At 35.7% G+C, this 21,445-nt stretch carries 20 protein-coding genes; 13 read left to right on the top strand and 7 right to left on the bottom strand.

Annotation, left to right across the window (positions count from 1 at the left end; all coding sequences use genetic code 11):
* The first annotated feature begins 330 nt into the window (after positions 1-330).
* Genes DKK70_RS03605 through DKK70_RS03595 form a run of 3 tightly spaced genes read left to right on the top strand, consistent with a single transcriptional unit; the run spans position 331 to position 3,886 of the window.
* Positions 331-1,452: a glycosyltransferase family 4 protein gene (locus DKK70_RS03605; protein WP_110432766.1), complete on the top strand. Its 1,122-nt coding sequence runs from the start codon at positions 331-333 to the stop codon at positions 1,450-1,452.
* The gene (rfaP, locus tag DKK70_RS03600) at positions 1,445-2,248 is read left to right on the top strand and encodes a lipopolysaccharide core heptose(I) kinase RfaP (protein WP_110432765.1); all 804 of its coding nucleotides are present in this window, start codon (positions 1,445-1,447) and stop codon (positions 2,246-2,248) included. The genes DKK70_RS03605 and rfaP overlap by 8 nt, the downstream gene beginning before the upstream one ends.
* A gap of 15 nt (positions 2,249-2,263) precedes the next feature.
* On the top strand, positions 2,264-3,886 hold the full coding sequence (locus DKK70_RS03595; protein WP_110432764.1) for a DUF2813 domain-containing protein: 1,623 nt from the start codon (positions 2,264-2,266) through the stop codon (positions 3,884-3,886).
* Positions 3,887-3,947: 61 nt separating this feature from the next.
* Here DKK70_RS03595 and ettA read toward each other — a convergent pair whose 3' ends face one another.
* On the bottom strand, positions 3,948-5,615 hold the full coding sequence (gene ettA / locus DKK70_RS03590; RefSeq protein WP_034902677.1) for an energy-dependent translational throttle protein EttA: 1,668 nt from the start codon (positions 5,613-5,615) through the stop codon (positions 3,948-3,950).
* A gap of 354 nt (positions 5,616-5,969) precedes the next feature.
* On the opposite strand from ettA, the gene DKK70_RS03585 reads away from it, so the two are divergent.
* Positions 5,970-6,338: a hypothetical protein gene (locus tag DKK70_RS03585; protein WP_110432763.1), complete on the top strand. Its 369-nt coding sequence runs from the start codon at positions 5,970-5,972 to the stop codon at positions 6,336-6,338.
* Between the two features lie 115 nt (positions 6,339-6,453).
* Here the strand turns inward: DKK70_RS03585 and nfsB are convergent, their stop codons facing one another.
* The gene (gene nfsB / locus DKK70_RS03580) at positions 6,454-7,098 is read right to left on the bottom strand and encodes an oxygen-insensitive NAD(P)H nitroreductase (RefSeq protein WP_110432762.1); all 645 of its coding nucleotides are present in this window, start codon (positions 7,096-7,098) and stop codon (positions 6,454-6,456) included.
* Positions 7,099-7,570: 472 nt separating this feature from the next.
* On the opposite strand from nfsB, the gene DKK70_RS03575 reads away from it, so the two are divergent.
* From DKK70_RS03575 to DKK70_RS03540, 8 genes are all read left to right on the top strand, one after another.
* Positions 7,571-8,653, top strand: a complete 1,083-nt coding sequence (locus DKK70_RS03575; protein ID WP_034884544.1) for a Gfo/Idh/MocA family protein — start codon at positions 7,571-7,573, stop codon at positions 8,651-8,653.
* 10 nt (positions 8,654-8,663) lie between these two features.
* On the top strand, positions 8,664-9,551 hold the full coding sequence (locus tag DKK70_RS03570) for a sugar phosphate isomerase/epimerase family protein (protein ID WP_110432761.1): 888 nt from the start codon (positions 8,664-8,666) through the stop codon (positions 9,549-9,551).
* Between the two features lie 16 nt (positions 9,552-9,567).
* Positions 9,568-10,875 carry an MFS transporter gene (locus DKK70_RS03565; protein ID WP_110432760.1) on the top strand — a complete coding sequence of 436 codons (1,308 nt, stop codon included), beginning with the start codon at positions 9,568-9,570 and terminating at the stop codon, positions 10,873-10,875.
* Between the two features lie 322 nt (positions 10,876-11,197).
* Positions 11,198-12,745, top strand: coding sequence for a 2-isopropylmalate synthase (gene leuA, locus DKK70_RS03560; RefSeq protein ID WP_034884249.1), 1,548 nt, complete (start codon positions 11,198-11,200; stop codon positions 12,743-12,745).
* 61 nt (positions 12,746-12,806) lie between these two features.
* A complete protein-coding gene (gene leuB, locus DKK70_RS03555) occupies positions 12,807-13,886 on the top strand; it encodes a 3-isopropylmalate dehydrogenase (RefSeq protein WP_110422746.1) in 1,080 nt (359 codons plus the stop codon).
* 64 nt (positions 13,887-13,950) lie between these two features.
* A complete protein-coding gene (gene leuC / locus DKK70_RS03550; protein ID WP_034884246.1) occupies positions 13,951-15,360 on the top strand; it encodes a 3-isopropylmalate dehydratase large subunit in 1,410 nt (469 codons plus the stop codon).
* Between the two features lie 11 nt (positions 15,361-15,371).
* On the top strand, positions 15,372-15,974 hold the full coding sequence (gene leuD, locus DKK70_RS03545; protein WP_034884245.1) for a 3-isopropylmalate dehydratase small subunit: 603 nt from the start codon (positions 15,372-15,374) through the stop codon (positions 15,972-15,974).
* A 39-nt stretch (positions 15,975-16,013) separates the two neighbouring features.
* Positions 16,014-16,778, top strand: a complete 765-nt coding sequence (locus DKK70_RS03540; protein ID WP_110432759.1) for a class I SAM-dependent methyltransferase — start codon at positions 16,014-16,016, stop codon at positions 16,776-16,778.
* A gap of 36 nt (positions 16,779-16,814) precedes the next feature.
* Here the strand turns inward: DKK70_RS03540 and DKK70_RS03535 are convergent, their stop codons facing one another.
* From DKK70_RS03535 to lptC, 4 genes are read right to left on the bottom strand one after another with little or no spacing between them, the layout of a single operon-like run.
* Complete coding sequence (locus tag DKK70_RS03535; protein WP_110432758.1) at positions 16,815-18,230, bottom strand: RNA polymerase factor sigma-54; 1,416 nt, start codon at positions 18,228-18,230, stop codon at positions 16,815-16,817.
* 6 nt (positions 18,231-18,236) lie between these two features.
* Positions 18,237-18,962 (bottom strand): LPS export ABC transporter ATP-binding protein, encoded by a 726-nt coding sequence (gene lptB / locus DKK70_RS03530; RefSeq protein ID WP_034884243.1) that lies wholly within the window; start codon positions 18,960-18,962, stop codon positions 18,237-18,239.
* A 1-nt stretch (position 18,963) separates the two neighbouring features.
* Complete coding sequence (gene lptA / locus DKK70_RS03525; RefSeq protein ID WP_110432757.1) at positions 18,964-19,518, bottom strand: lipopolysaccharide transport periplasmic protein LptA; 555 nt, start codon at positions 19,516-19,518, stop codon at positions 18,964-18,966.
* Between the two features lie 3 nt (positions 19,519-19,521).
* The gene (gene lptC, locus DKK70_RS03520; protein ID WP_110432756.1) at positions 19,522-20,088 is read right to left on the bottom strand and encodes an LPS export ABC transporter periplasmic protein LptC; all 567 of its coding nucleotides are present in this window, start codon (positions 20,086-20,088) and stop codon (positions 19,522-19,524) included.
* A 322-nt stretch (positions 20,089-20,410) separates the two neighbouring features.
* Here lptC and DKK70_RS03515 point away from each other — a divergent pair, with 322 nt between their 5' ends.
* The gene (locus DKK70_RS03515) at positions 20,411-21,004 is read left to right on the top strand and encodes a CHAP domain-containing protein (protein ID WP_110432755.1); all 594 of its coding nucleotides are present in this window, start codon (positions 20,411-20,413) and stop codon (positions 21,002-21,004) included.
* A 110-nt stretch (positions 21,005-21,114) separates the two neighbouring features.
* Here DKK70_RS03515 and yccX read toward each other — a convergent pair whose 3' ends face one another.
* Positions 21,115-21,393, bottom strand: a complete 279-nt coding sequence (yccX, locus tag DKK70_RS03510) for an acylphosphatase (protein ID WP_110432754.1) — start codon at positions 21,391-21,393, stop codon at positions 21,115-21,117.
* Positions 21,394-21,445: the final 52 nt, after the last annotated feature.

The raw sequence follows: 21,445 nt of genomic DNA, 5'->3' as shown, positions 1-21,445 counted from the left end.
ATTCGCTATAAATATATTGGTAATCAATAAGTATCGATGAATAGCCGTTTTAAGGGCTAAGCCCACTTTGTCAATTAAGTGGTAATAATGATGATCATGTTACATTTATCTACTTTTTAATTCCATTTATTTTGGCTCTGTTTTTAATCGAAAATAAAAAATTAAGATATGGTTTCTATTTTTTCAGTAATTCGCTATTTAAATTAATTGTTTTTTAATTTAATTATTTATAAAACAATATATTAGTTTTGCGATAAATTTATTCAGGGTATTTTTGCCCCTTTTTATCAACAAGTATATAATGATGTTTTCTAACTTGAGATAATCTGCATGCAACTGGCTTTTTGTATTTATAAATTTTTCCCTTTTGGTGGTTTGCAACGCGATTTTTTACAAATTGCTACTGCTTGCCAAGCTCGAGGTCATCAGATCCGTGTTTATGTATTGGACTGGCAAGGCGATAGACCGGCTGGCTTTGATATTATTATCGTTCCGAAAAAAGGATTATCTAACCATAGTCGTAATCAAGCCTATTATCATTGGGTGAAGAGCCACTTACAAGCTAATCCAGTCAATTGTGTGGTTGGTTTTAACAAAATGCCGGGCTTGGATGTCTATTTTGCCGGCGATACTTGTTTTGCTGAAAAAGCTGCCCATAAAGGCTTTTTTTATAAACTATCAAAACGTTGTAAACACTATTTAGCATTTGAACAAGCGGTATTTGCTCCTAGTTCATCCACCAAAATCATGGTGTTAACTAAGCAACAAATTCAAGATTTTAAAAATCATTACCATACTCAAGATGAGCGGTTCTTTCTATTGCCACCTGGCATTGCTTTAGATCGAAAATATAGTGTTGATTCGCCTCAAAAACGTCAACAATTTCGATTAGCTAATCAAATTAGTCTTGATGATTTTGTGATTGTGCAAATTGGCTCAGATTTTAAACGTAAAGGCGTTGATCGCACATTGAAAGCAATTGCGGCTTTACCTAACGACCTCAAGCAAAAAGTTACCTATTTGGTGGTTGGCCAAGATAAACCTGAGCCATATCAAAAATTGGCCGATGAGTTAGCTATTGCTAAACAGGTGCGTTTCTTTTCTGGTCGTAATGATATTCCTGATTTTTTATTTTCCGCCGATCTATTGTTGCATCCGGCTAGACAAGAAGCCGCAGGCATGGTATTGATTGAAGCATTAGCCGCAGGCGTGCCGGTGATTGTTTCCGGTATTTCGGGATATGCTTACCATATTAGCCAAGCTAATGCCGGTATAGTATTGCCAGAACCTTATGATCAATACGCATTAAATCACGTGTTAGCGCAAACAATTATTGATAAAACGCAATGGATTACTTGGCATAATAATGCTATTGCTTATGGTAATAGTGAAGATTTATATCATCTAGCACAGCGTGCAGCTGACATTATTTTAGGATGTCATTATGAATGAAGTAAAACTTAAATCACCATTCAAAGAATTATGGCAAGGTAAAGATCCCTTCACCGAAGTTGAATTGATTTCAGGTAAAGTTTATCGTGCTGTTAAACAACGCAAAACTCTAAATTTTCAATTAGATGGCCAATCCTATTTTATTAAAATTCATCGTGGCACAACGGTTAAAGAAATTGTAAAAAATCTGATTTCGCTACGCTTACCGGTTTTAGATGCGAAACAAGAGTGGGATGCGATTCATCGTTTAGAGCAAGCTGGCGTGAATACGATGGACGGCCGAGCATTTGGACGCAAAGGATTAAATCCTCTGACCAGACACTCTTTTATTATTACCAAAGATCTTAATCCTACTATCAGTTTAGAAGATTTCACTAGGTCATGGTTAACTAATCCACCTAGTTATCATTTAAAACGAGCGTTAACTATTTATTTAGCTGATATGACAGCTAAAATGCATGGCGCGGGGGTTAATCATCGTGATTGTTATTTGTGTCATTTCTTGTTGGATTTACCTCTACTGGAAGATAACCAGCAAATCAAACTTTCAGTGATTGATCTCCATCGAGCACAAACACGCGATAAAGTTCCTACCCGTTGGCGTGATAAAGATTTAATTGGACTTTACTTTTCATCAATCAATATTGGATTAACTCAGCGAGATATTTGGCGTTTTTTAAGAGCCTATTTTAAGAAACCGATTAAAGCCATTTTGCGAGATGAAGATGAATTAATTGCAAGTGCTAAACATAAAGCTGAGCGTATTGCAAAACGAACTGAAAAGTATCATCTTTAACCATAAGGACATGACATGTTTATTGAACAAATTGATATCAAAGGATTTAGAGGAATTAAGCAGCTTTCATTGAAACTTAATGCTAAATCTAGCGTGCTGATTGGTGAAAATCAATGGGGTAAATCAAGCTTACTTAGCGCTTTAAAGCTGCTTACACTCGATAATAAATTTTATCAATTTGTCGAATCAGATTTCTATCATGATAATGATGATGGTAATCATATCTCAATAAATGTTGTCTATTGTGAATCTTATGTAAATCAATTAAATGAGCAAGCCTATCAACCATTGCAAGTCGCTAGTTATCGTTCACCTTCCGATGGTTTATATCGAATTGCTTATCAAATCAGTGCTGAAAAAAGTAGTGACAATATTATCACCGCGCATAATTTGTTGAATGAATATGAGCAACCGTTGAAACTGGATAATGTCAAATTATTGATCGCTATTTTAATTAATTTAAATCCAGTCATGCCGCTTAAAAATTCAGTTAATGCCAAGGATTTACCTGTCACTAATGAGCCATTATCTCAATACTTTATTGATCAACTATCTGAACAATTAAAAGCACATTCGGCACAATTAAGTCAGGATGAGCTTAATCGGGGATTACAAGCAGCACGTTCATTATTAGCATACTATTTTGTTGATTCTCAACAACGATCTAACTATAAAAAATTAGCACAAAAAAGTAGTCCAAAAACCGAAGATTGGAATTCGCTCGAACGAATCAATAATGTCTTAGATGATTTAGATAATGATTATCTTCGTACCGCACTTTTAGGTATATTTGGTTCGATTGTTAATGCTAAAGGTGATAATCCTCTCTCTCACAGTTCAGTACCAATTTTAGTTTTAGAAGAACCCGAAAGTCAGTTACATCCAATTATTCTCTCGGTTGGCTTTCGTTTATTAAAAAATTTACCTTCGCAAAAAATTATTACTTCCAACTCAAGTGATTTAGTCTCTCTGTTTCCTTTAGAGAGTATTTACCGATTAATTCGCCAACCCGAACAAATTGTCAGTAAGTATATTGCCCCTCATTCGTTAAGTGTTGGCGATAGTCGACGCATTTTATTCCATGTACTTTATCGACGCCCTACTGCACTATTTGCCCGTTGTTGGTTGTTGGTTGAAGGTGAAACTGAAGTTTGGTTACTTAGAGAGCTTGCCGAACAAAGCGGCTATCACTTAAGTTCGGAAGGAATTCAGTTGTTGGAATTTGCACAGTGTGGTTTAAAACCATTAATTCACTATGCGAATAGAATGGGTATTCGTTGGTATGTAATCACCGATGGTGATATGGCAGGTAAAAAATATGCTCAAACGGTACAATCACAATGTGAACCAGGTGAAAGTTTAAATGATTATATCACCGTATTGCCAGCCCGTGACATTGAAAACTTTCTATTTAAACATGGTTTTAGTCACGTATACAAGTTAGCTGCTTATAATACTGTTGCCCATATTGATATGTCAGTACCGAAAATTATTCAAAAAGCGATCCACAAAAGTTCAAAGCCCGATTTAGCGATTGCGGTTTGTGATGATGCTAAAGCGCGTGGTGCCACAGCAATTCCTCGATTATTAACCGATACTTTCGCTAAGTTGGTTAAGACATCCAAATCCTTGCTGTAAATTTTTTTTATTTAGTAATAAAAAAACCGCCGATAATTATCGGCGGAATTTTCTTATAAAGTTATTTGGCAATTCGTTTATATTTAGCACGTTTAGGTTCAAGTGCTTCTGCCCCTAAAGTGCGTTTTTTCCACTCTTCATATTCGGTAAAGTTACCTTCAAAGAACTCAACATGCCCTTCGTCTTGGTAATCTAAAATATGAGTGGCGATGCGGTCTAAGAACCAACGGTCATGCGAAATGACTAACGCACAGCCCGGAAACTCTAATAAGGCATTTTCCAGCGCACGCAAGGTTTCGACATCAAGATCATTGGTCGGTTCATCAAGTAATAGTACATTACCACCAACTTGTAATAATTTAGCTAAATGCACACGTCCGCGTTCACCGCCTGATAGTTCACCCACACGTTTTTGCTGATCGACCCCTTTAAAATTAAAACGTCCTACATATGCACGACTTGGGATCTCAAAATTACCAATACGCATGATATCTTGACCATTAGAAATTTCATCCCAAACGGTTTTTTTATCATCCATACTATCGCGGAACTGATCAACCGAGGCTAATTGTACTGTATCACCTAAGGTAATAGTACCTGAATCTGGCTGCTCTTTACCTGACAACATTCTAAATAGCGTTGATTTACCGGCACCATTAGGCCCAATAATACCAACGATTGCTCCTTTAGGAATGCTAAAAGAAAGATTATCAATTAATACGCGATCACCATATGATTTGGTTAAATTAGCCACTTCGATAACTTTATCACCTAAACGTTGCCCAGGTGGAATGAAGAGCTCATTGGTTTCATTACGTTTTTGGTAATCATTGCTATTTAATTCTTCAAAACGCGCTAACCGTGCTTTGCTTTTTGCTTGACGACCTTTTGGATTTTGCCGTACCCACTCTAATTCTTTTTCAATTGATTTACGACGCGCCGATTCGGTTGCCGCTTCTTGAGCTAATCGCTGATCTTTCTGTTCAAGCCAAGATGAGTAATTTCCTTCCCATGGGATCCCTTCACCACGGTCAAGTTCTAAAATCCAACCGGCAACATTATCTAAGAAGTAACGGTCATGGGTAACAGCAACCACTGTACCTTCATAATCATGTAAAAAACGCTCTAACCAAGCAACCGATTCAGCATCCAAATGGTTGGTTGGTTCGTCAATTAATAACATATCTGGTTTTTCAAGCAATAATTGACAGATAGCAACGCGGCGACGTTCACCACCAGATAAATTTTCAATTTTCGCATCCCAATCAGGTAAACGTAAGGCATCAGCTGCACGCTCTAATTGGTTATCAAGATTGTGGGCATCTTGCGATTGAATTATTGCTTCAAGCTCGGCTTGTTCTTTAGCTAATTTATCAAAATCAGCATCAGGATCGGCATAAGCCGCATAGACTTCATCTAACCTAGCCAAAGCGTTTTTAGCATCGCCAACAGCCTGTTCAATTGCTTCACGTACAGTCTGTTTAGGATCAAGTTTAGGTTCTTGAGGTAAATAACCGATTTTAATACCCGGTTGTGGACGAGCTTCACCTTCAATCTCGGTATCTACTCCGGCCATAATGCGTAGTAATGTAGACTTACCTGCTCCATTTAAGCCAAGAACACCTATTTTAGCTCCCGGAAAAAAACTTAAAGAGATATCTTTCAAAATATAGCGTTTAGGAGGAACAATCTTCCCCACGCGGTTCATGGTATAGACATATTGCGCCATAAAACATTATCCGTTTAATTGATTAAAACTAGCAACTCAATGATATTACTAGATGATTGATGGCGTATATTGTAATGATTCTGAAAGCTTGGTCTAGCGTTATTTATAAGAATGTAATGAATTTATTATATTTCAATTCACTAATTAATAATGAATGATTGAAAAATTAATTAAACTATCAGTCTTAACCCATTTGATTTCCGTTCTAATTTTGGGTATCACTATTTATTATCTTTCTTTATGGTTCTATACTGATAATTATTGATTTTCACCTCAATTATACGTATTTAAGGAAGAAATAGTATGGGAATTGAATATGGCATTATTGCAATGGATAACTCTGTTCGGTAAAACATGGTTTTAAATGCATTTAGTCCGTATTGCACGAAAGTAAATGATGAAGAATATTCATTAGACTATGGGGATGAGATTTATGATGACAAAATTATATCTAACTCTTGTACCTTAATTTTCTCTTTTGACGAAGAGGATGAAAGTATAGTTTCATCAATCGATATTTTACGTCCTTGTGATCATATTGAATTAGAAAAAGCCATTTATTTACTTATTCACCAATATCCAATGATTTTTACTTGTTCAGATTTTCCACTAATGACGGCCAATAAAAAATGTATGGATTTATTAAAAGAGGAAGATTTAGAAACGTTCGAAGAAACAACCCTAGTTACTTCATTTGATGAATTTTCTAGCTTATTAGTTTAAAAAAACTTATCAATTCAAGTGCAATGATTGGCTCATCTAGCCGAAAAGATGTTGCAATAAAGTCTGTGTGGATATTCTCCATATTGATTTAATATGGAGAATATTGTTTGTGATTTTATAAAAATGTAAAAATCTGTTCTTTTGGTAACCGTGATTTTGGTCGATGGGCATTGCCATCATTTTCAGAGCGATAACCTAATGTCGCAATGACTAAGCTTTTTAACCCTTTGCGTTTTAAATCTAAAATCTCATCCATTTTATCACAATCAAATCCTTCGATAGGCGTTGAATCAACACCAATTGCCGCGGCAGCAAAAAGTAATTGCCCTAAAGCCAAGTAAGTCTGTTTACCTTCCCAACATTGTTGAGACTCAACGGTTTTGCTATTTTTAGTGACAAAATAACGCCTTGATTCATCCTGAGTTTGCTTAAGCTCAGATGATGGTAATCTGCCATCTTTCTCTTCTTGATTAAGTAGGTTAACTAAATGCGCATCTTCTAAAGGCGCTTTAATACAAAATAAAATAGTATGCGAAGAATCGGTCACTCGCGGTTGATTGAACTCAGCAATGGCCGGTAAAATTTTATTTTTAGCGGCATCATTATCAATAATATAAAAATGCCAAGGCTGTGAATTTACCGACGAAGGACTATTTCTTAATACAGTTAGTAACTGTTCAATTTTATCTTTAGGAATCTTTTTACTTTTATCATAATGTTTAGTTGTATAACGTTTTTGCGAAATTTCGACGATATTCATAATGGCTCCAATCAATGATAATTAATGTTGAAATAGCGTTACTTGGGTAAATCTCTTTTTAGAGTAGAAATGGATACATAAATAATGAACATTCTTATTATTGAAATGATTATTTTGAATCTAGAGAAACTACTTATCAGGCAATTTATCACTTATGCCCTAAACGCTAACCATTCTGCATATTCTTCAACTATTTTTCAATTTATTTTTTCTGTTTCTTTTTTAGAGATTGTTGATAATTAATGATTGGTCATTGAGGTATTTTTATTCTCTTTAAAGAGAAAAAATAATAGCTTATAGATTACCCTTTAATCTCTAATCTGCGAAATAAGCAATAATTGTTCTAAAAATAATTGTTCTGAAAATGTGACCGGTATCAAATAATTTATTATCTGATTAACCTTATAATGAAGAAAATTAATTCATTTTTATGACTTAATTAGTTACCAGTAACATTAGAGGATTTTATTAAATGGAAAACTTAAAAACAGCTCTTGTTGGTTGTGGAAAAGTAGGACACTTTCACGCAAAAGCATTGATGAATTTAAAACAATCTAAATTTATAGCTGTCTGTGATCAAAATCTGGCACGAGCGCAAGAGTTTGCAAAACAATATGGTGTTAAAGCCTATGATAATGTTGAGCAAATGATTATAAATGAAGGGATTGAGATGCTTAGTATTTGTACTCCTCACCCTATCCATGCATCTGTTGCCATAGCAGCAACCAATTTGGGATGCCATATTTTAGTCGAGAAACCTTTAGCATCAAATTTAGCTGATTCTCAGGCAATATTATCTGCGGCCCAAAAAGGTAACGCCAAAATAGGCACCGTGTGCCAACGTCGTTTTTATAGACCATGTTTAAGAATGAAACAAGCGATTGATGATGGAAAAATTGGCAAGCCAATAATTGGCACCGTAACCATGTTAGGTTGGCGTGATAAAGCTTATTACGAAAGCGATCCTTGGAGAGGAACATGGCAAGGTGAAGGCGGAGGCGTTCTAGTCAATCAAGCTCCTCATCAACTTGATTTACTTTTATGGTACATGGGTGAAGTTGAAGAGGTTTATGGATTATGGAAAAACCTAAATCATCCCTATATCGAAGTTGAAGATACAGCTGTTGCCATCATTAAATTTAAAAATGGCGGTATAGGTAATGTGTTAGTAAGTAATTCTCAAAATCCTGCACTCTATGGAAAAGTGCATGTTCATGGAGAAAATGGCGCTTCTATTGGAGTACAAACCGACGGCGGTGCAATGTTTATTGCTGGGGTGTCTTCAATTACTGAGCCGCCATATAATGACTTATGGACGATTCAAGGAGAAGAAGATCAATTACCAATATGGAAAAAAGAAGATTGTGACTTTTTTAATAGTGTAGATTCAATGTACTATTATCATCAACTTCAAATTGAAGATTTTCTTGATTCATTAATAAACGATACTCCCCCTTTAATTGATGGACTCGCTGGTTTAAAAACAGTTGAGTTGATTGAAGCAATTTATCGTAGCACCCAAAGTAATAAAGTTATTAAGTTTCCACTAGATTAAGGGTGCTATTGTGAAAATTGGATATAATCAATCAAATGCCATGAAATGTTCTAGTGTAGATAAAGACTTAGTCCTATGTGAAAAAAATGGCTTTGATTTTATCGAACTAAGATTAGATATGCTTCATGAATATTTGAAAGAACATGATGTAAACGAATTAAAGCATTTTTTTGAAAAAAATAACTTAAAACCGCATGCATTAAATGCCCTTTATACATTTCCAACTCTATTTGATGGCACGCAAAGCCAACAAGAACAAGACTTAGTTGCCGAGTTTATCTGGGGATGCGAAATAGCACAAGTAATTGGATCTGAATATTTTATTATAGTTCCACCATTACAAAGAGATCCCAATGGAGGACCATTTATTGGTTCATGGGAAGATAATTACAAAAATTCAGTAAGAATCTTATCTCACTTATCAAATTTAGCCGAACCTTATGGAATTAAACTTTGCTTCGAATTGGTTGGTTTTAATCGCAGTTCGGTAAGAACTGTTGAACAAGCTTGGCAAATAGTAAAAACCGTAAACAAAGACAATGTTGGATTGGTTATCGATTCTTTTAATCTTTATTTATACAACCGTTTGAATGATTTTTCAGTAATAAAACAAATTCCTGTTAATAAAATTTTTGCCGTTCATATAAATAATGGGGACGATGCTCCCGAAGAACAGTTGTCTCAAGCACTACGCCGCTTTTGCGATGAAGGAGTACTCAATTTAAACAATTTTCTAATCACCTTAAAAGAGATGGGATACACAGGAATGGTTTCAATTGAAACCTTTAGACCTGAATATTGGGAAAAAACACCTGAATGGATAATTTCACAGGCCTATCAAACAACGAAAGAAATCATGAGCCATTGTAACTGTTTAACTAATGGACAATATTTATAATTAACAAGGAACAAAAATGAAAGCAACAAAATCTCGATATTTTGTATTGGTGTTACTTTTTATTGTAACAGCAATCAACTATATGGACAGAGCAAATTTATCCGTAGCCGGTACTAGTATTCAAGCCGAGTTTTCGTTAACTCCGGCACAACTTGGTCTTCTTTTTTCAATGTTTACTTGGGCGTACGTTTTAAGTCAAATACCAGTTGGCTATATACTTGATCGTATTGGAGTAAGAAAATTATATGGCTGTGCAATTATTTTATGGAGTATATTCACGTTACTCATGGGTATTGCTTCAAATCATATTTTCACAACAGCTGCATCATCATTCCTATTTTTATTACTCTGTAGATCATTGATAGGCGTAGCGGAAGCGCCTTCTTTTCCTGCGAACACTAAAATTATATCCACTTGGTTTCCAACACAAGAGAGAGCCAGTGCAACTGCACTTTATGCTTGTGCGCAGTACATTGGCCTTGCGGGCTTAACGCCAATTTTAGCTTTTGTTGTCGCTAATTATGGTTGGGAAATGTCATTTTATGTTTGTGGTGTTGTGGGTATTCTCTTTGGTATTTATTGGTTAATCCGTTACCGTGATCCTTTAGATAGTAACCGGACGAATCAACTAGAAATTGATTATATAAAGCAAGGTGGCGGACTAGGACAAGCCAAGAAAAAACAAGAAAAAGTCGAATGGAAAGAGATTAGTTATGTATTAAAACAACGCAATTTTTTAGGGTTATGTATTGCTCAATTTGCCCTAAATTCAACCCTTTATTTCTTCCTTACTTGGTTCATTGTCTACCTTGAAAAAGGCTTACATTTATCAATCTCTAAAGCAGGTATTGGGGCAATGTTCCCGTATATTATGGCGATGATTGGATTACTATGCAGTGGATTTGTAAGTGATGCATTAATGAAAAGAGGAAAAAGCAGAACTTTTTCTCGAAAATTACCATCAATTTTAGGATTAGGCTTCGCTGGAGTTATGTGTTTGGCTAACTTCTTTGAAGATTATCCCGCTATAGCCATTGGACTATTATCTTTTGCATTTTTTGCAAATGCCTTTGCCAATATTGGTTGGGTTTTACTGAGTGATATTGTGCCGGCAAAAGTCATGGGGACTGTTGGTGGTTTCTTCAATATTGCCGGAAACTGTGCAGGTATAATTACACCAATTATCATGGGGTTAATTCTACAATATACAAACAGTTTTGCTTATGCAATGTGTTATATTTCAGCGGTTTCTTTAATCGGCGCTTTAGCACACATATTTGTAATTAAAAAATTAGAAACAATAGAAATTCCTCAAGAACTCTAATAGTATTGTAATTTCTATATATTTATTGGTGATATTTAGCATAATGAGCAATTAATATTCAAATAATCATTGACAGAGCAATGATCATTTGATAAAAATATCACCAATAATTTATAAATAAAATTGAGCAGTTAATGATTAAATATACTAACCTCCTACTCAGCCTCCTCCTCGCATCAGTTTGCGCGGATAGCTTGTGTGTGGAGTAAAAGTAATTTAATAATTAACTCGACAGATTAACAAGAACCCGCGCTAAAGTGCGGGTTTTTTGTTTTCTCAACTTGAAATACCGTGATAGCGCTAAAATATAAAGGAAATAACAATGAGCGATCAGATTATTATTTTTGACACAACATTACGTGATGGTGAGCAAGCGTTACAAGCAAGTTTAAATGTTAAAGAAAAATTACAAATAGCTTTAGCATTAGAAAGAATGCGAGTGGATGTGATGGAAGTTGGTTTTCCTATCTCATCTCCTGGTGATTTTGAATCTGTACAAACTATTGCTAAAACCATTAAAAATAGTCGTGTATGTGCGTTGTCTCGTTGTATAGATAAGGATATTGATGTTGCCGCCGAAGCGCTAAAAGTAGCCGATCAATTTCGTATCCATACTTTTATGGCGACATCGACCTTACATGTTAAAGATAAATTAAAGATGACATTTGAAGATGTTGTCGAAAAGGCGGTGCACTGTGTTAAACGTGCACGTAATTATACAGATGATGTGGAGTTTTCTTGTGAAGATGCAGGCCGTACCCCAATTGATAACTTATGTCGGATTGTTGAAGCAGCAATTCAAGCAGGGGCGAAGACGATCAATATACCAGATACTGTCGGTTATACTGTCCCTTATCAATTTGGTGGCATTATTCGTACCTTATTTGAACGTGTCCCGAACATTGATAAAGCGATTATCTCTGTTCATTGTCATGATGACTTGGGTATGTCGGTGGCTAACTCGATTAGCGCGATTCAAGAAGGTGCTCGGCAGATTGAAGGCGCGATGAATGGTTTAGGTGAACGTGCGGGCAATACGGCTTTAGAAGAAGTCATTATGGCGATCAAAGTCCGTCAAAATATCTTAAACGTGCACACCAATATCAATCATCAAGAAATCTATCGTACCAGCCAAATTGTCAGCCAAATTACCAATACACCAATACCGTCTAACAAGGCGGTTATTGGTAGTAATGCCTTTGCGCACTCATCGGGTATCCATCAAGATGGCGTATTAAAAAATCGCGAAACCTACGAAATTATGACCCCTGAGTCAATCGGTTTAAATCAAATCCAATTAAATTTAACTTCGCGTTCAGGTCGAGCGGCGGTTAAACATCGTTTAGAAGAGTTAGGTTACCACGATGGCGATTATAATTTAGATCAAGTATATAGTGCCTTTTTAGAGCTTGCCGATAAAAAAGGCCAAGTTTTTGATTATGATTTAGAAGCGTTGATCTTTATTAATCAACTTAAAGACGATCAAGAACATTATGTATTGGATTATTTCAATGTTCAGTCGGGTTCCACTGTCGTTTCAACGGCTTCTGTGAGTTTGACCATTGGCGATCAAAAATATTCAGATGCAGCAACCGGTAATGGTCCTGTTGATGCAGTTTATCAAGCGATACATCGCATCACTGGCGAACCGATTTCAATTGTAAAATATCAATTAGCTTCTAAAGGACAGGGCGAAAATGCCTTAGGTCAAGTTGATATCGTTGCCGAATATAAAGGGCGCAAATTCCACGGTGTTGGGCTTGCGACTGATATTGTACATTCATCAGCATTAGCATTAATTAATGTATTAAATAATGTTTATAGAGCGAATCAAGTTGCTGAGCAAAAACAAAAATTGCACCATGATTAACAAATAGTTGCTATTTCGTCATTCAATAACGAAATACTTAAATTAATTATAAGGAATAGATATGTCTCAAAATTACCATATTGCAGTACTACCCGGTGACGGAATTGGTCCAGAAGTGATGAAACAGGCTTATAAAGTACTAGAGGTTATTCGTCAAAAATACAATCTTGCAATTACAACAAGTGAATATGATGTTGGCGGTGCAGCAATTGATATTCATGGTTGCCCATTACCAAAAGAGACACTTGAAGGGTGTGAAAAAGCTGATGCTATTTTGTTTGGTTCGGTTGGTGGACCAAAATGGACCAATTTACCCCCCGATCAACAACCTGAACGCGGAGCACTTTTACCATTACGTAAACATTTTAAATTATTTGCTAATATGCGCCCTGCTAGTTTGTATCAAGGTTTAGAAGAGTTATGTCCTTTACGTGAAGATATTGCTAACCGTGGTTTTGATATTTTGTGTATGCGTGAGTTAACTGGCGGTATCTATTTTGGTTTGCCAAAAGGTCGTGAAGGTTCTGGTCCTCAAGAGCGTGCTTTTGATACTGAAGTTTATCACCGTTTTGAAATTGAACGAATTGCCCGTATGGCATTTGAAGCAGCAAAAATTCGTCGTAAAAAAGTTACTTCTGTTGATAAAGCCAATGTATTACAAACCTCCATTTTGTGGCGTGAAGTCGTGAGCGAAGTTGCCAAACAGTATCCTGATGTCTCACTTGAACATATGTATATTGATAATGCGACGATGCAACTTGTTAAAGATCCTGCTCAATTTGATGTATTATTATGTTCTAATTTATTTGGTGATATTCTATCTGATGAATGCGCCATGATTACTGGATCAATGGGAATGCTACCTTCTGCTAGCCTAAATGAAGATGGCTTTGGTTTATACGAGCCTGCTGGTGGTAGTGCACCAGATATTGCCGGTAAAAATATCGCCAATCCTGCGGCACAAATTTTATCATTAGCACTATTGGTTCGTTATAGTTTAAAACGTGATGATATCGCCAAAGCTATTGAAAATGCCGTGAATAATGCTTTACAACAAGGCGTACGCACTATCGATCTTGCTCGTGGTGGTAGTTATGTTTCAACCGATGAAATGGGTGATACCATTTGTCGTTTAATTTAATTTTTAGAGCAAGGGTTAATAAATTATATTAACCCTTTTAAAGAATATTAAAGGAATATAAGCAATGTCTACAAAACCAAAAACATTGTATCAAAAATTATATGATGCACATGTTGTCTATGAAGCTCCAAATGAAACCCCTATTTTGTATATCGACCGCCATTTGGTTCATGAAGTCACCTCTCCTCAAGCCTTTGATGGTTTACGCGCAATGAATCGTAAAGTCCGACAACCGCATAAAACCTTCGCCACAATGGATCACAACACCTCAACAAAAAGTAATGATTTAAGCGCTTGTAGTGAGATGGCACGAATTCAGCTAACCGAATTAGCTAAAAATGCAGAAGAGTTTGGCGTCTCTTTATACGGTTTACAAAGTCCATTACGTGGTATCGTTCATGTTGTTGGCCCTGAGCAAGGGATGACATTACCGGGTATGACAATAGTTTGTGGTGACTCACACACCGCAACACATGGCGCTTTTGGTGCATTAGCTTTTGGGATTGGGACATCGGAAGTTGAACACGTTTTAGCCACCCAAACATTGAAACAAGGTCGCGCTAAAACGATGAAAATCGAGGTCAAAGGCAAAGTCGCTGATGGCATTACCGCCAAAGATATTATTCTAGCGATCATTGGTAAAACAACCAGTGCTGGTGGTACAGGTCATGTAGTTGAGTTTTGTGGCGAAGCCATTACTTCTTTGTCAATGGAAGGCCGAATGACATTATGTAATATGGCCATTGAAATGGGTGCCAAAGCTGGATTAGTTGCACCAGATGAAACCACATTTGAATATTTAAAAGGTCGTCAATTCTCACCTAAAGGAGAAGATTTTGAGCAAGCTGTTGCTTACTGGAAAACCTTAAAAACAGATGAAGGAGCACATTTCGATACGATTGTGACTTTAGAAGCAAAAGATATTGCTCCGCAAGTAACTTGGGGAACTAATCCTGGTCAAGTAACCGCTATTGATTCTCAAGTACCAAATCCTCAAGATTTTTCCGATCCAATTGAAAAACATTCAGCTGAACGCGCATTAGCCTATATGGGGTTAACCGCGGGAACTAAAATGTCTGATATTAAGATCAATAAAGTGTTTATAGGATCTTGTACTAATTCCCGTATCGAAGATCTGCGTGCCGCTGCTGAAGTTGCCAAAGGTCGTAAAGTCGCCGATGGTGTTCAAGCTTTAGTCGTTCCGGGTTCCGGTCCGGTGCGTGAACAGGCAGAGGCTGAAGGATTAGATAAGATTTTTATCGATGCCGGTTTTGAGTGGCGTTTACCAGGATGTTCAATGTGTCTAGCGATGAATGATGATAAATTAGCACCAGGTGATCGCTGTGCATCAACCAGTAACCGTAATTTTGAAGGACGCCAAGGCCGTGATGCCAGAACGCATTTAGTTAGCCCGGCAATGGCAGCTGCGGCGGCCATTACTGGTCATTTTACTGATATTCGCAAACCATTTTAAGGAGACTTGTCATGGCAAAATTTACTACACATACTGGATTAGTCGTGCCTTTAGATGCCGCGAACGTCGATACCGATGCGATTATTCCTAAACAATTTTTACAGAAAGTTACTCGTACCGGATTTGGGCAACATGCATTTCATGAATGGCGATTTTTAGATGATGCTGGCAAACAACCTAATCCAGAATTTGTATTAAATAAACCTCGTTATAAAGGCGCGAGTATTTTATTAGCTCGTGAAAACTTTGGTTGTGGATCATCGCGTGAACACGCGCCATGGGCATTAACCGACTATGGTTTTAAAACTATCATTGGTTCAAGCTTTGCTGATATTTTCTATAATAACTCATTTAATAATCAACTATTATTAGTTAACTTATCAGAAGAAGAAGTAGATGAGTTGTTTAAATTGGTTGAAGCCAATGAGGGAATTGAATTCACTATCGACTTAGTAAATGAAGTCGTGATCGCCGGTGATAAACAATATTCATTTAAAATTGATGCCTTCAAACGCCACTGTTTATTAAATGGTTTAGACAATATTGGCTTAACCCTGCAACATGAAGATGCTATCAGCTCTTTTGAGCATAAAATTCCTACATTCTTAAATTAATTTATTTAGGCGCGCAAGCGCCTTGTATAGGAATAATTAATGACAACCCATCACGATAAAGTAAATCAACAGTTCGGCCAGCAAGCTAACGCCTACTTAACCAGTAAAGTTCATGCTCAAGGTGCTGATCTTGAATATCTAGCCAGCTTTTTAACTAATTATCCTAATGCTGAATTTTTAGATATGGGATGTGGCGCAGGCCATGTCAGTTTTATTGCAGCAAAACAGGTTAAACATGTCACAGCTTACGATCTATCGGAGCAAATGTTAGCAGTGGTTGAACAAACTGCGGATGAACGTAACTTAAAAAATATTACCACCGTACAAGGTTATGCTGAGCATCAACCATTTGACGATAACTATTTTGATATTGTCGTAAGTCGTTATTCTGCCCATCATTGGCAGGATGTGGGTAAAAGTTTGCGTGAACTGCATCGAATTACCAAACCAAATGGTAAATTAATTATTATGGATGTCGTTTCGCCTGGTCAACCTGTTTTAGATATTTGGTTACAAACGATTGAAGCACTACGTGATACTTCTCACGTACGCGACTATACGCCTGGCGAATGGCTGACATTTTTAAGCGAAGCTGGATTTACTATTGATAAGATTCAACGCCATCGTTTACCCTTGATTTTTGATAGTTGGATAAAACGTATGCGTACACCGAATAATTTAGTGGATGCGATAAGGATTTATCAAATAAGTGCATCTCAAGATACAAAATCTTACTTCGAATTACAATCAGATGGATCTTTTACCTCTGATATGATGATTATTGAAACGCAAAAAGTGATTTAGAAATTAATAGCAAAAAACGAAAACAGCAATCCAATATCAAAGCTGTTTTCGTTGATTTGAAGGTGGTATCGACAATGCCTCACGATATTTTGCAACCGTTCGCCGAGCAATAATGATGCCCTGATTTTCAAGGATTGAAACTAATTTGCTATCACTCAAAGGCTTTTTAGCATCTTCCTCTGAAATATATTTTTTAATTAATGCCCGAATGGCAGTGGACGAGGCTTCTCCACCTGATTCCGTATTAACATGGCTTGAGAAAAAGAATTTTAACTCGAAGATGCCGGTTGGGCATTGTAAATACTTTTGTGTAGTCACTCGCGAGATAGTCGATTCATGCATATCAATCGCAGCGGCAATATCAGACAAAATCATTGGTTTCATATATTCAGCACCATTTTCAAAAAAAGCTTGTTGGTGCTCAACAATAAATTGACTAACTTTTAATAAAGTCTCGTTACGATTTTCGACGCTTTTAATAAACCAATTGGCTTCTTGTAAATTTGAGCGAATATATTGGCTATCACTTTCATTACTTATCTTTTCCATCGCTGCATATTGTTGATTGATGCGTAGCGTTGGAACTGTATCACTGTTCAATTCCGCTATCCATTTACCGGCAATTTTTTTAACCACAACGTCTGGAATAACATAATCCGGTGGCGTAGTATTAACCGAGTCACCAGGATAAGGTTGTAAATGCTGAATAAAATCAATCGCCTCTTTTAACTGCTCATCAGAAGCATTTAACCGTTTTTTAAGAGTTCTATAATCGTGGCTTGCTAATAAATCTAGATAGTTATCGATGATCTCTTTGACTAACGCTGGTGGCGTTAAGTGTTGAATTTGAATAGTCAAACATTCTTGTAAAGTTCTTGCTCCAACGCCAATTGGATCAAAATGCCAAATTCGCTTTAATACCGCTTCAACTTCGTCGAGTTCAATTTCATTATTACCTTGTTCATCTAAAATTTCTTCACTAGAAACGGTTAGGTAACCTCTATCATCAATTGCTTCAATAATCGATAACGCAATTGCACGATCAATATCACTAAAAGGCGTTAAATCCAATTGCCAATTTAAATAGTCATGTAAGGTTTCGTGTGTTTCACCTTGATAGATGGGTAATTCATCAGTACGATAATCTGAATAGGTTCCTGATGGTGTACCCGCAGTATAAATATCATCTAAAGATGCATCTAAAGGGATATCCTCTGGAATTTCTTGACTATCTAATGCTTCACGCGTATCAATATTTTCGCCAAGATCTTGCTGCTCAACATTAATTTCATCATATTGATCAGCAATTTCCAATAGTGGATTATTTTCAAGTGCAGTTTGAATTTCTTGTCTTAACTCTAGAGTCGACAATTGCAACATGCGAATTGCGAGTTGCAATTGTGGCGTCATTGACAACTGTTGAGAAATCTTCAGTTGTAAGCCTTGTTTCATCATAATCTATAATCTGAATTCATGTCCTAAATAAACGCGTTTAACATATTCATTATTTAATATACTATCAGGTGTACCTTCAGCAATTAAATGTCCTTTATTTACTATATAGGCGCGTTCACAAACATCAAGCGTTTCACGGACATTATGATCGGTAATTAGTACACCTAATCCACGATCGCGTAGATGTTTAATGATATTTTTGATATCAATAACTGAGATCGGATCGACCCCAGCAAAAGGTTCATCGAGTAAAATAAATTTTGGATTAGCAGCTAAGGCTCTAGCAATTTCAACTCTTCGTCTTTCACCACCTGATAAAGATTGACCAATATTGTTTCGTATATGCGTAATATGGAATTCTTCAAGTAGCTCTTCTGCTCGATTTAATTTTTCATTTTTATCAATATCTTTACGCGTTTCTAATATAGCCAAAATATTATCAATAACCGATAATTTTCTAAATATCGAGGCTTCTTGCGGTAAATAGCCAATACCTTTTTGAGCGCGCTCATGTAATGGTAAGATACTAATATCATGATCATCGAGATAGATTTTTCCGGCATTTAAAGTGACTATGCCAACTACCATATAAAAAGTCGTGGTTTTACCCGCACCATTAGGACCAAGCAGACCAACTATTTCACCAGAATTGACTGTTAAACTTACATCTTCAACAACACGTCGCTTTTTATAAACTTTAGCGAGGTTTTCGGCTTTTAAAATTGACATATTATTTGTTCATCTCTTTAACTTGATTTGGGATGATAGTAGTTTTTACTCGTTCATTTCTACCCGGTTGTGCAAATATTCGTTGTCTTTTTAAATCATAAGTAATAAGCGAACTTTTAATGCGATTATCATCCTGAACTAGCTCCGCATCCCCTTGCAATATGATGTTGCTATCCTTCACATCATAGATAACCTGCGATGAGTGCCCGGTCACAATTTTGTTATTTTGCGGCATAATCTGTTTATATTTTACCGGATTACCATATCCGGTAATTTTTTGTTTTGTTGAGTCTTGCATATCGGTCATAACAACTTTATCAGCCCATATTGTTAAACCTTCTTGAACAATCTGAACATTACCAGTGAAGGTGATAATATTTTTTTCAATATCAATTTGCTGATTGTCAGCATCAATCATAATAGGCTTGTCACTAGCAAACATCTTCTGGTCTTTTTGCGAGGAAGAAGATTCCAAAGTGGCTTCATCTGCAAAACAAGCAAATGATAAACAGAATAAAAAATACAATAGATAAGTTGCTTGTTTTTTTAATTTCATTTTTTATTGCGCCTCAGTATTATAGAAGGTTTTTATATTTTCAAGTATATTTGCCGTTTTTTCTCTTAAATCACCGATTAAACCGATGCCCGTCGAAAAAAAGCCTACTCCTTTAATTTTTACTGGATCATCAGACGTTACCAGTTGTGTTTTTAAATCAACTACAGCATTATCGGTTAACACTTGTTGTAATTGCGAATCAGGGGTTAAATTTGTTAACACAACATCTTGATAAAGGTAGATTAATTTATCATTAGTCAAGGTTGCACGTTTTGCTTTAATATGCCAAGTAGCCACATGATCCTGATCGTAAAGTGTCACATTAGGTAAATCAAAATCAGTATTTTCCGTATTATCAAAATGTCTTACTTTGCTTGATTCAATCTTATATACCATGTTGCCTGATAAATCATAAACATTGGTTATCATATCATCACTTTGATAAATAGGTGTATCAGGCGAATTTGTGTTTGATGACGCGATAGAAGCGTTATCGTCTATTTGGTAACGGTAATAAATACCAATTATCAAAATAAGCAGAATGATACAGATTAAATTTTTTTTATTCATAGTTTACGTTAATTACGTGAGTAAGATTAATCATTAATAAAATGGACCTTTATTACTAATCACCCAAAAATTATCTTATTTTACTTTATTTTTTAATAAATTAATATCTGACATTAAAAGAAGTTAAGTAACGATAAAATAATAATTGAAAACATCAATAATTTACTTAAAAATTTTCCTCTTTACTATAAAATAGATAACATTTATTGATTAATATAAACAATAGTTTTACGAATTAAAACACTCTTTGCTTTTAAGATATAGATTTAATCAAAATTATCTAATCAGATTAATGAAAAAAGATATGTAGTAGGATCCCCAAATGTTTTTAAGCTCTAGAAGGATTATTTTCTCAATAATTATTTCATTAATATTATTAGGTTATGGTTTTTGTCATTTTGTTTATGCTGCTTTAGATGTTGATAAAAGTAAAATTGGCATGGTTGTTGATGAGTTTAATGGTGTTAAAGTTTATTATAATGGTTCAATAAGTAATGTAAGTGGTAGGAATGTTGCAAAAGATGGTTATAATTTAGGGCTAAAGTATCAATGTGTTGAATTTATTAAACGTTATTACTATGAACGTTTTAATCATAAAATGCCTGACAGTTATGGGCATGCTAAAGATTTTTTTGATGATTCAATACCAGATGGAAGTCTCAATCCTAAACGAAATTTACTTCAGTTTCATAATGGATCCCCCACCAAACCTCAAGTTGATGATATTATTGTTTTTGATTGGTCTAAATATGGCCACGTTGCCATTATCAGTAAAGTTACTGACAATGAAATTGAGATCATCCAGCAAAATCCTGGTCCAACAGCCAGAAGTCGCGCGACCTTTCCATTAATATTTAGAGATGGAGGATGGAAAATCGATTCTTTTCGGGTGTTAGGTTATTTGCGTAAACGTTAAATTTTCATTTAACTAATATTATAGATAGATATTAACCTGCCAGTTCAATTTTAGTTTGAATAGCTTAGCTTTATTATGATAATTTTGCTGAAATTAATCTATTGTTTAGATCAATATCCAATATTGAAAGAGGTTAAATTAGTATCAATAACTACTTGATTAACGCGAATATGAGTAATAGTTGCAGATCGCGGTCCTCCCGCTTCTAACCAGTGCAACATTTTCTCTAACGCAATATCTTCACCTTGAACAATAATTTCAACATCACCATTAGACAAATTTTTTACCGTACCGACTAAACCTAATTTATTTGCCTGCTGATAGGTAAAAAAACGAAAACCTACACCTTGTACAACGCCACTAACATTGATTTGCAGCTGCTTTAGCATATTTAATACCTTCATTTATTCTATAATTAAATTAATAGTACATTAAATGCTT

The sequence above is a fragment of the Gilliamella apicola genome (assembly GCF_003202655.1).
GTDB classification, from domain to species: Bacteria; Pseudomonadota; Gammaproteobacteria; order Enterobacterales; family Orbaceae; genus Gilliamella; species Gilliamella apicola_R.
The sequence above is the reverse complement of the archived record's forward strand: the minus strand, read 5'-3'. Positions and strand labels throughout refer to the sequence as shown.

What these genes read in the sequence shown, in the direction of transcription:
- leuD (WP_034884245.1), top strand. Translation starts at nt 15,372, where the DNA reads ATGGCAAAATTTACTACACATACTGGATTAGTCGTGCCTTTAGATGCC.
- lptB (WP_034884243.1), bottom strand. Translation starts at nt 18,962, where the DNA reads ATGTCAATTTTAAAAGCCGAAAACCTCGCTAAAGTTTATAAAAAGCGA.
- DKK70_RS03605 (WP_110432766.1), top strand. Translation starts at nt 331, where the DNA reads ATGCAACTGGCTTTTTGTATTTATAAATTTTTCCCTTTTGGTGGTTTG.
- nfsB (WP_110432762.1), bottom strand. Translation starts at nt 7,098, where the DNA reads ATGAATATCGTCGAAATTTCGCAAAAACGTTATACAACTAAACATTAT.
- DKK70_RS03515 (WP_110432755.1), top strand. Translation starts at nt 20,411, where the DNA reads ATGTTTTTAAGCTCTAGAAGGATTATTTTCTCAATAATTATTTCATTA.
- leuB (WP_110422746.1), top strand. Translation starts at nt 12,807, where the DNA reads ATGTCTCAAAATTACCATATTGCAGTACTACCCGGTGACGGAATTGGT.
- yccX (WP_110432754.1), bottom strand. Translation starts at nt 21,393, where the DNA reads ATGCTAAAGCAGCTGCAAATCAATGTTAGTGGCGTTGTACAAGGTGTA.
- leuC (WP_034884246.1), top strand. Translation starts at nt 13,951, where the DNA reads ATGTCTACAAAACCAAAAACATTGTATCAAAAATTATATGATGCACAT.
- lptA (WP_110432757.1), bottom strand. Translation starts at nt 19,518, where the DNA reads ATGAAATTAAAAAAACAAGCAACTTATCTATTGTATTTTTTATTCTGT.
- ettA (WP_034902677.1), bottom strand. Translation starts at nt 5,615, where the DNA reads ATGGCGCAATATGTCTATACCATGAACCGCGTGGGGAAGATTGTTCCT.
- DKK70_RS03565 (WP_110432760.1), top strand. Translation starts at nt 9,568, where the DNA reads ATGAAAGCAACAAAATCTCGATATTTTGTATTGGTGTTACTTTTTATT.
- DKK70_RS03585 (WP_110432763.1), top strand. Translation starts at nt 5,970, where the DNA reads ATGGTTTTAAATGCATTTAGTCCGTATTGCACGAAAGTAAATGATGAA.
- DKK70_RS03575 (WP_034884544.1), top strand. Translation starts at nt 7,571, where the DNA reads ATGGAAAACTTAAAAACAGCTCTTGTTGGTTGTGGAAAAGTAGGACAC.
- rfaP (WP_110432765.1), top strand. Translation starts at nt 1,445, where the DNA reads ATGAATGAAGTAAAACTTAAATCACCATTCAAAGAATTATGGCAAGGT.
- DKK70_RS03540 (WP_110432759.1), top strand. Translation starts at nt 16,014, where the DNA reads ATGACAACCCATCACGATAAAGTAAATCAACAGTTCGGCCAGCAAGCT.
- leuA (WP_034884249.1), top strand. Translation starts at nt 11,198, where the DNA reads ATGAGCGATCAGATTATTATTTTTGACACAACATTACGTGATGGTGAG.
- DKK70_RS03535 (WP_110432758.1), bottom strand. Translation starts at nt 18,230, where the DNA reads ATGAAACAAGGCTTACAACTGAAGATTTCTCAACAGTTGTCAATGACG.
- lptC (WP_110432756.1), bottom strand. Translation starts at nt 20,088, where the DNA reads ATGAATAAAAAAAATTTAATCTGTATCATTCTGCTTATTTTGATAATT.
- DKK70_RS03595 (WP_110432764.1), top strand. Translation starts at nt 2,264, where the DNA reads ATGTTTATTGAACAAATTGATATCAAAGGATTTAGAGGAATTAAGCAG.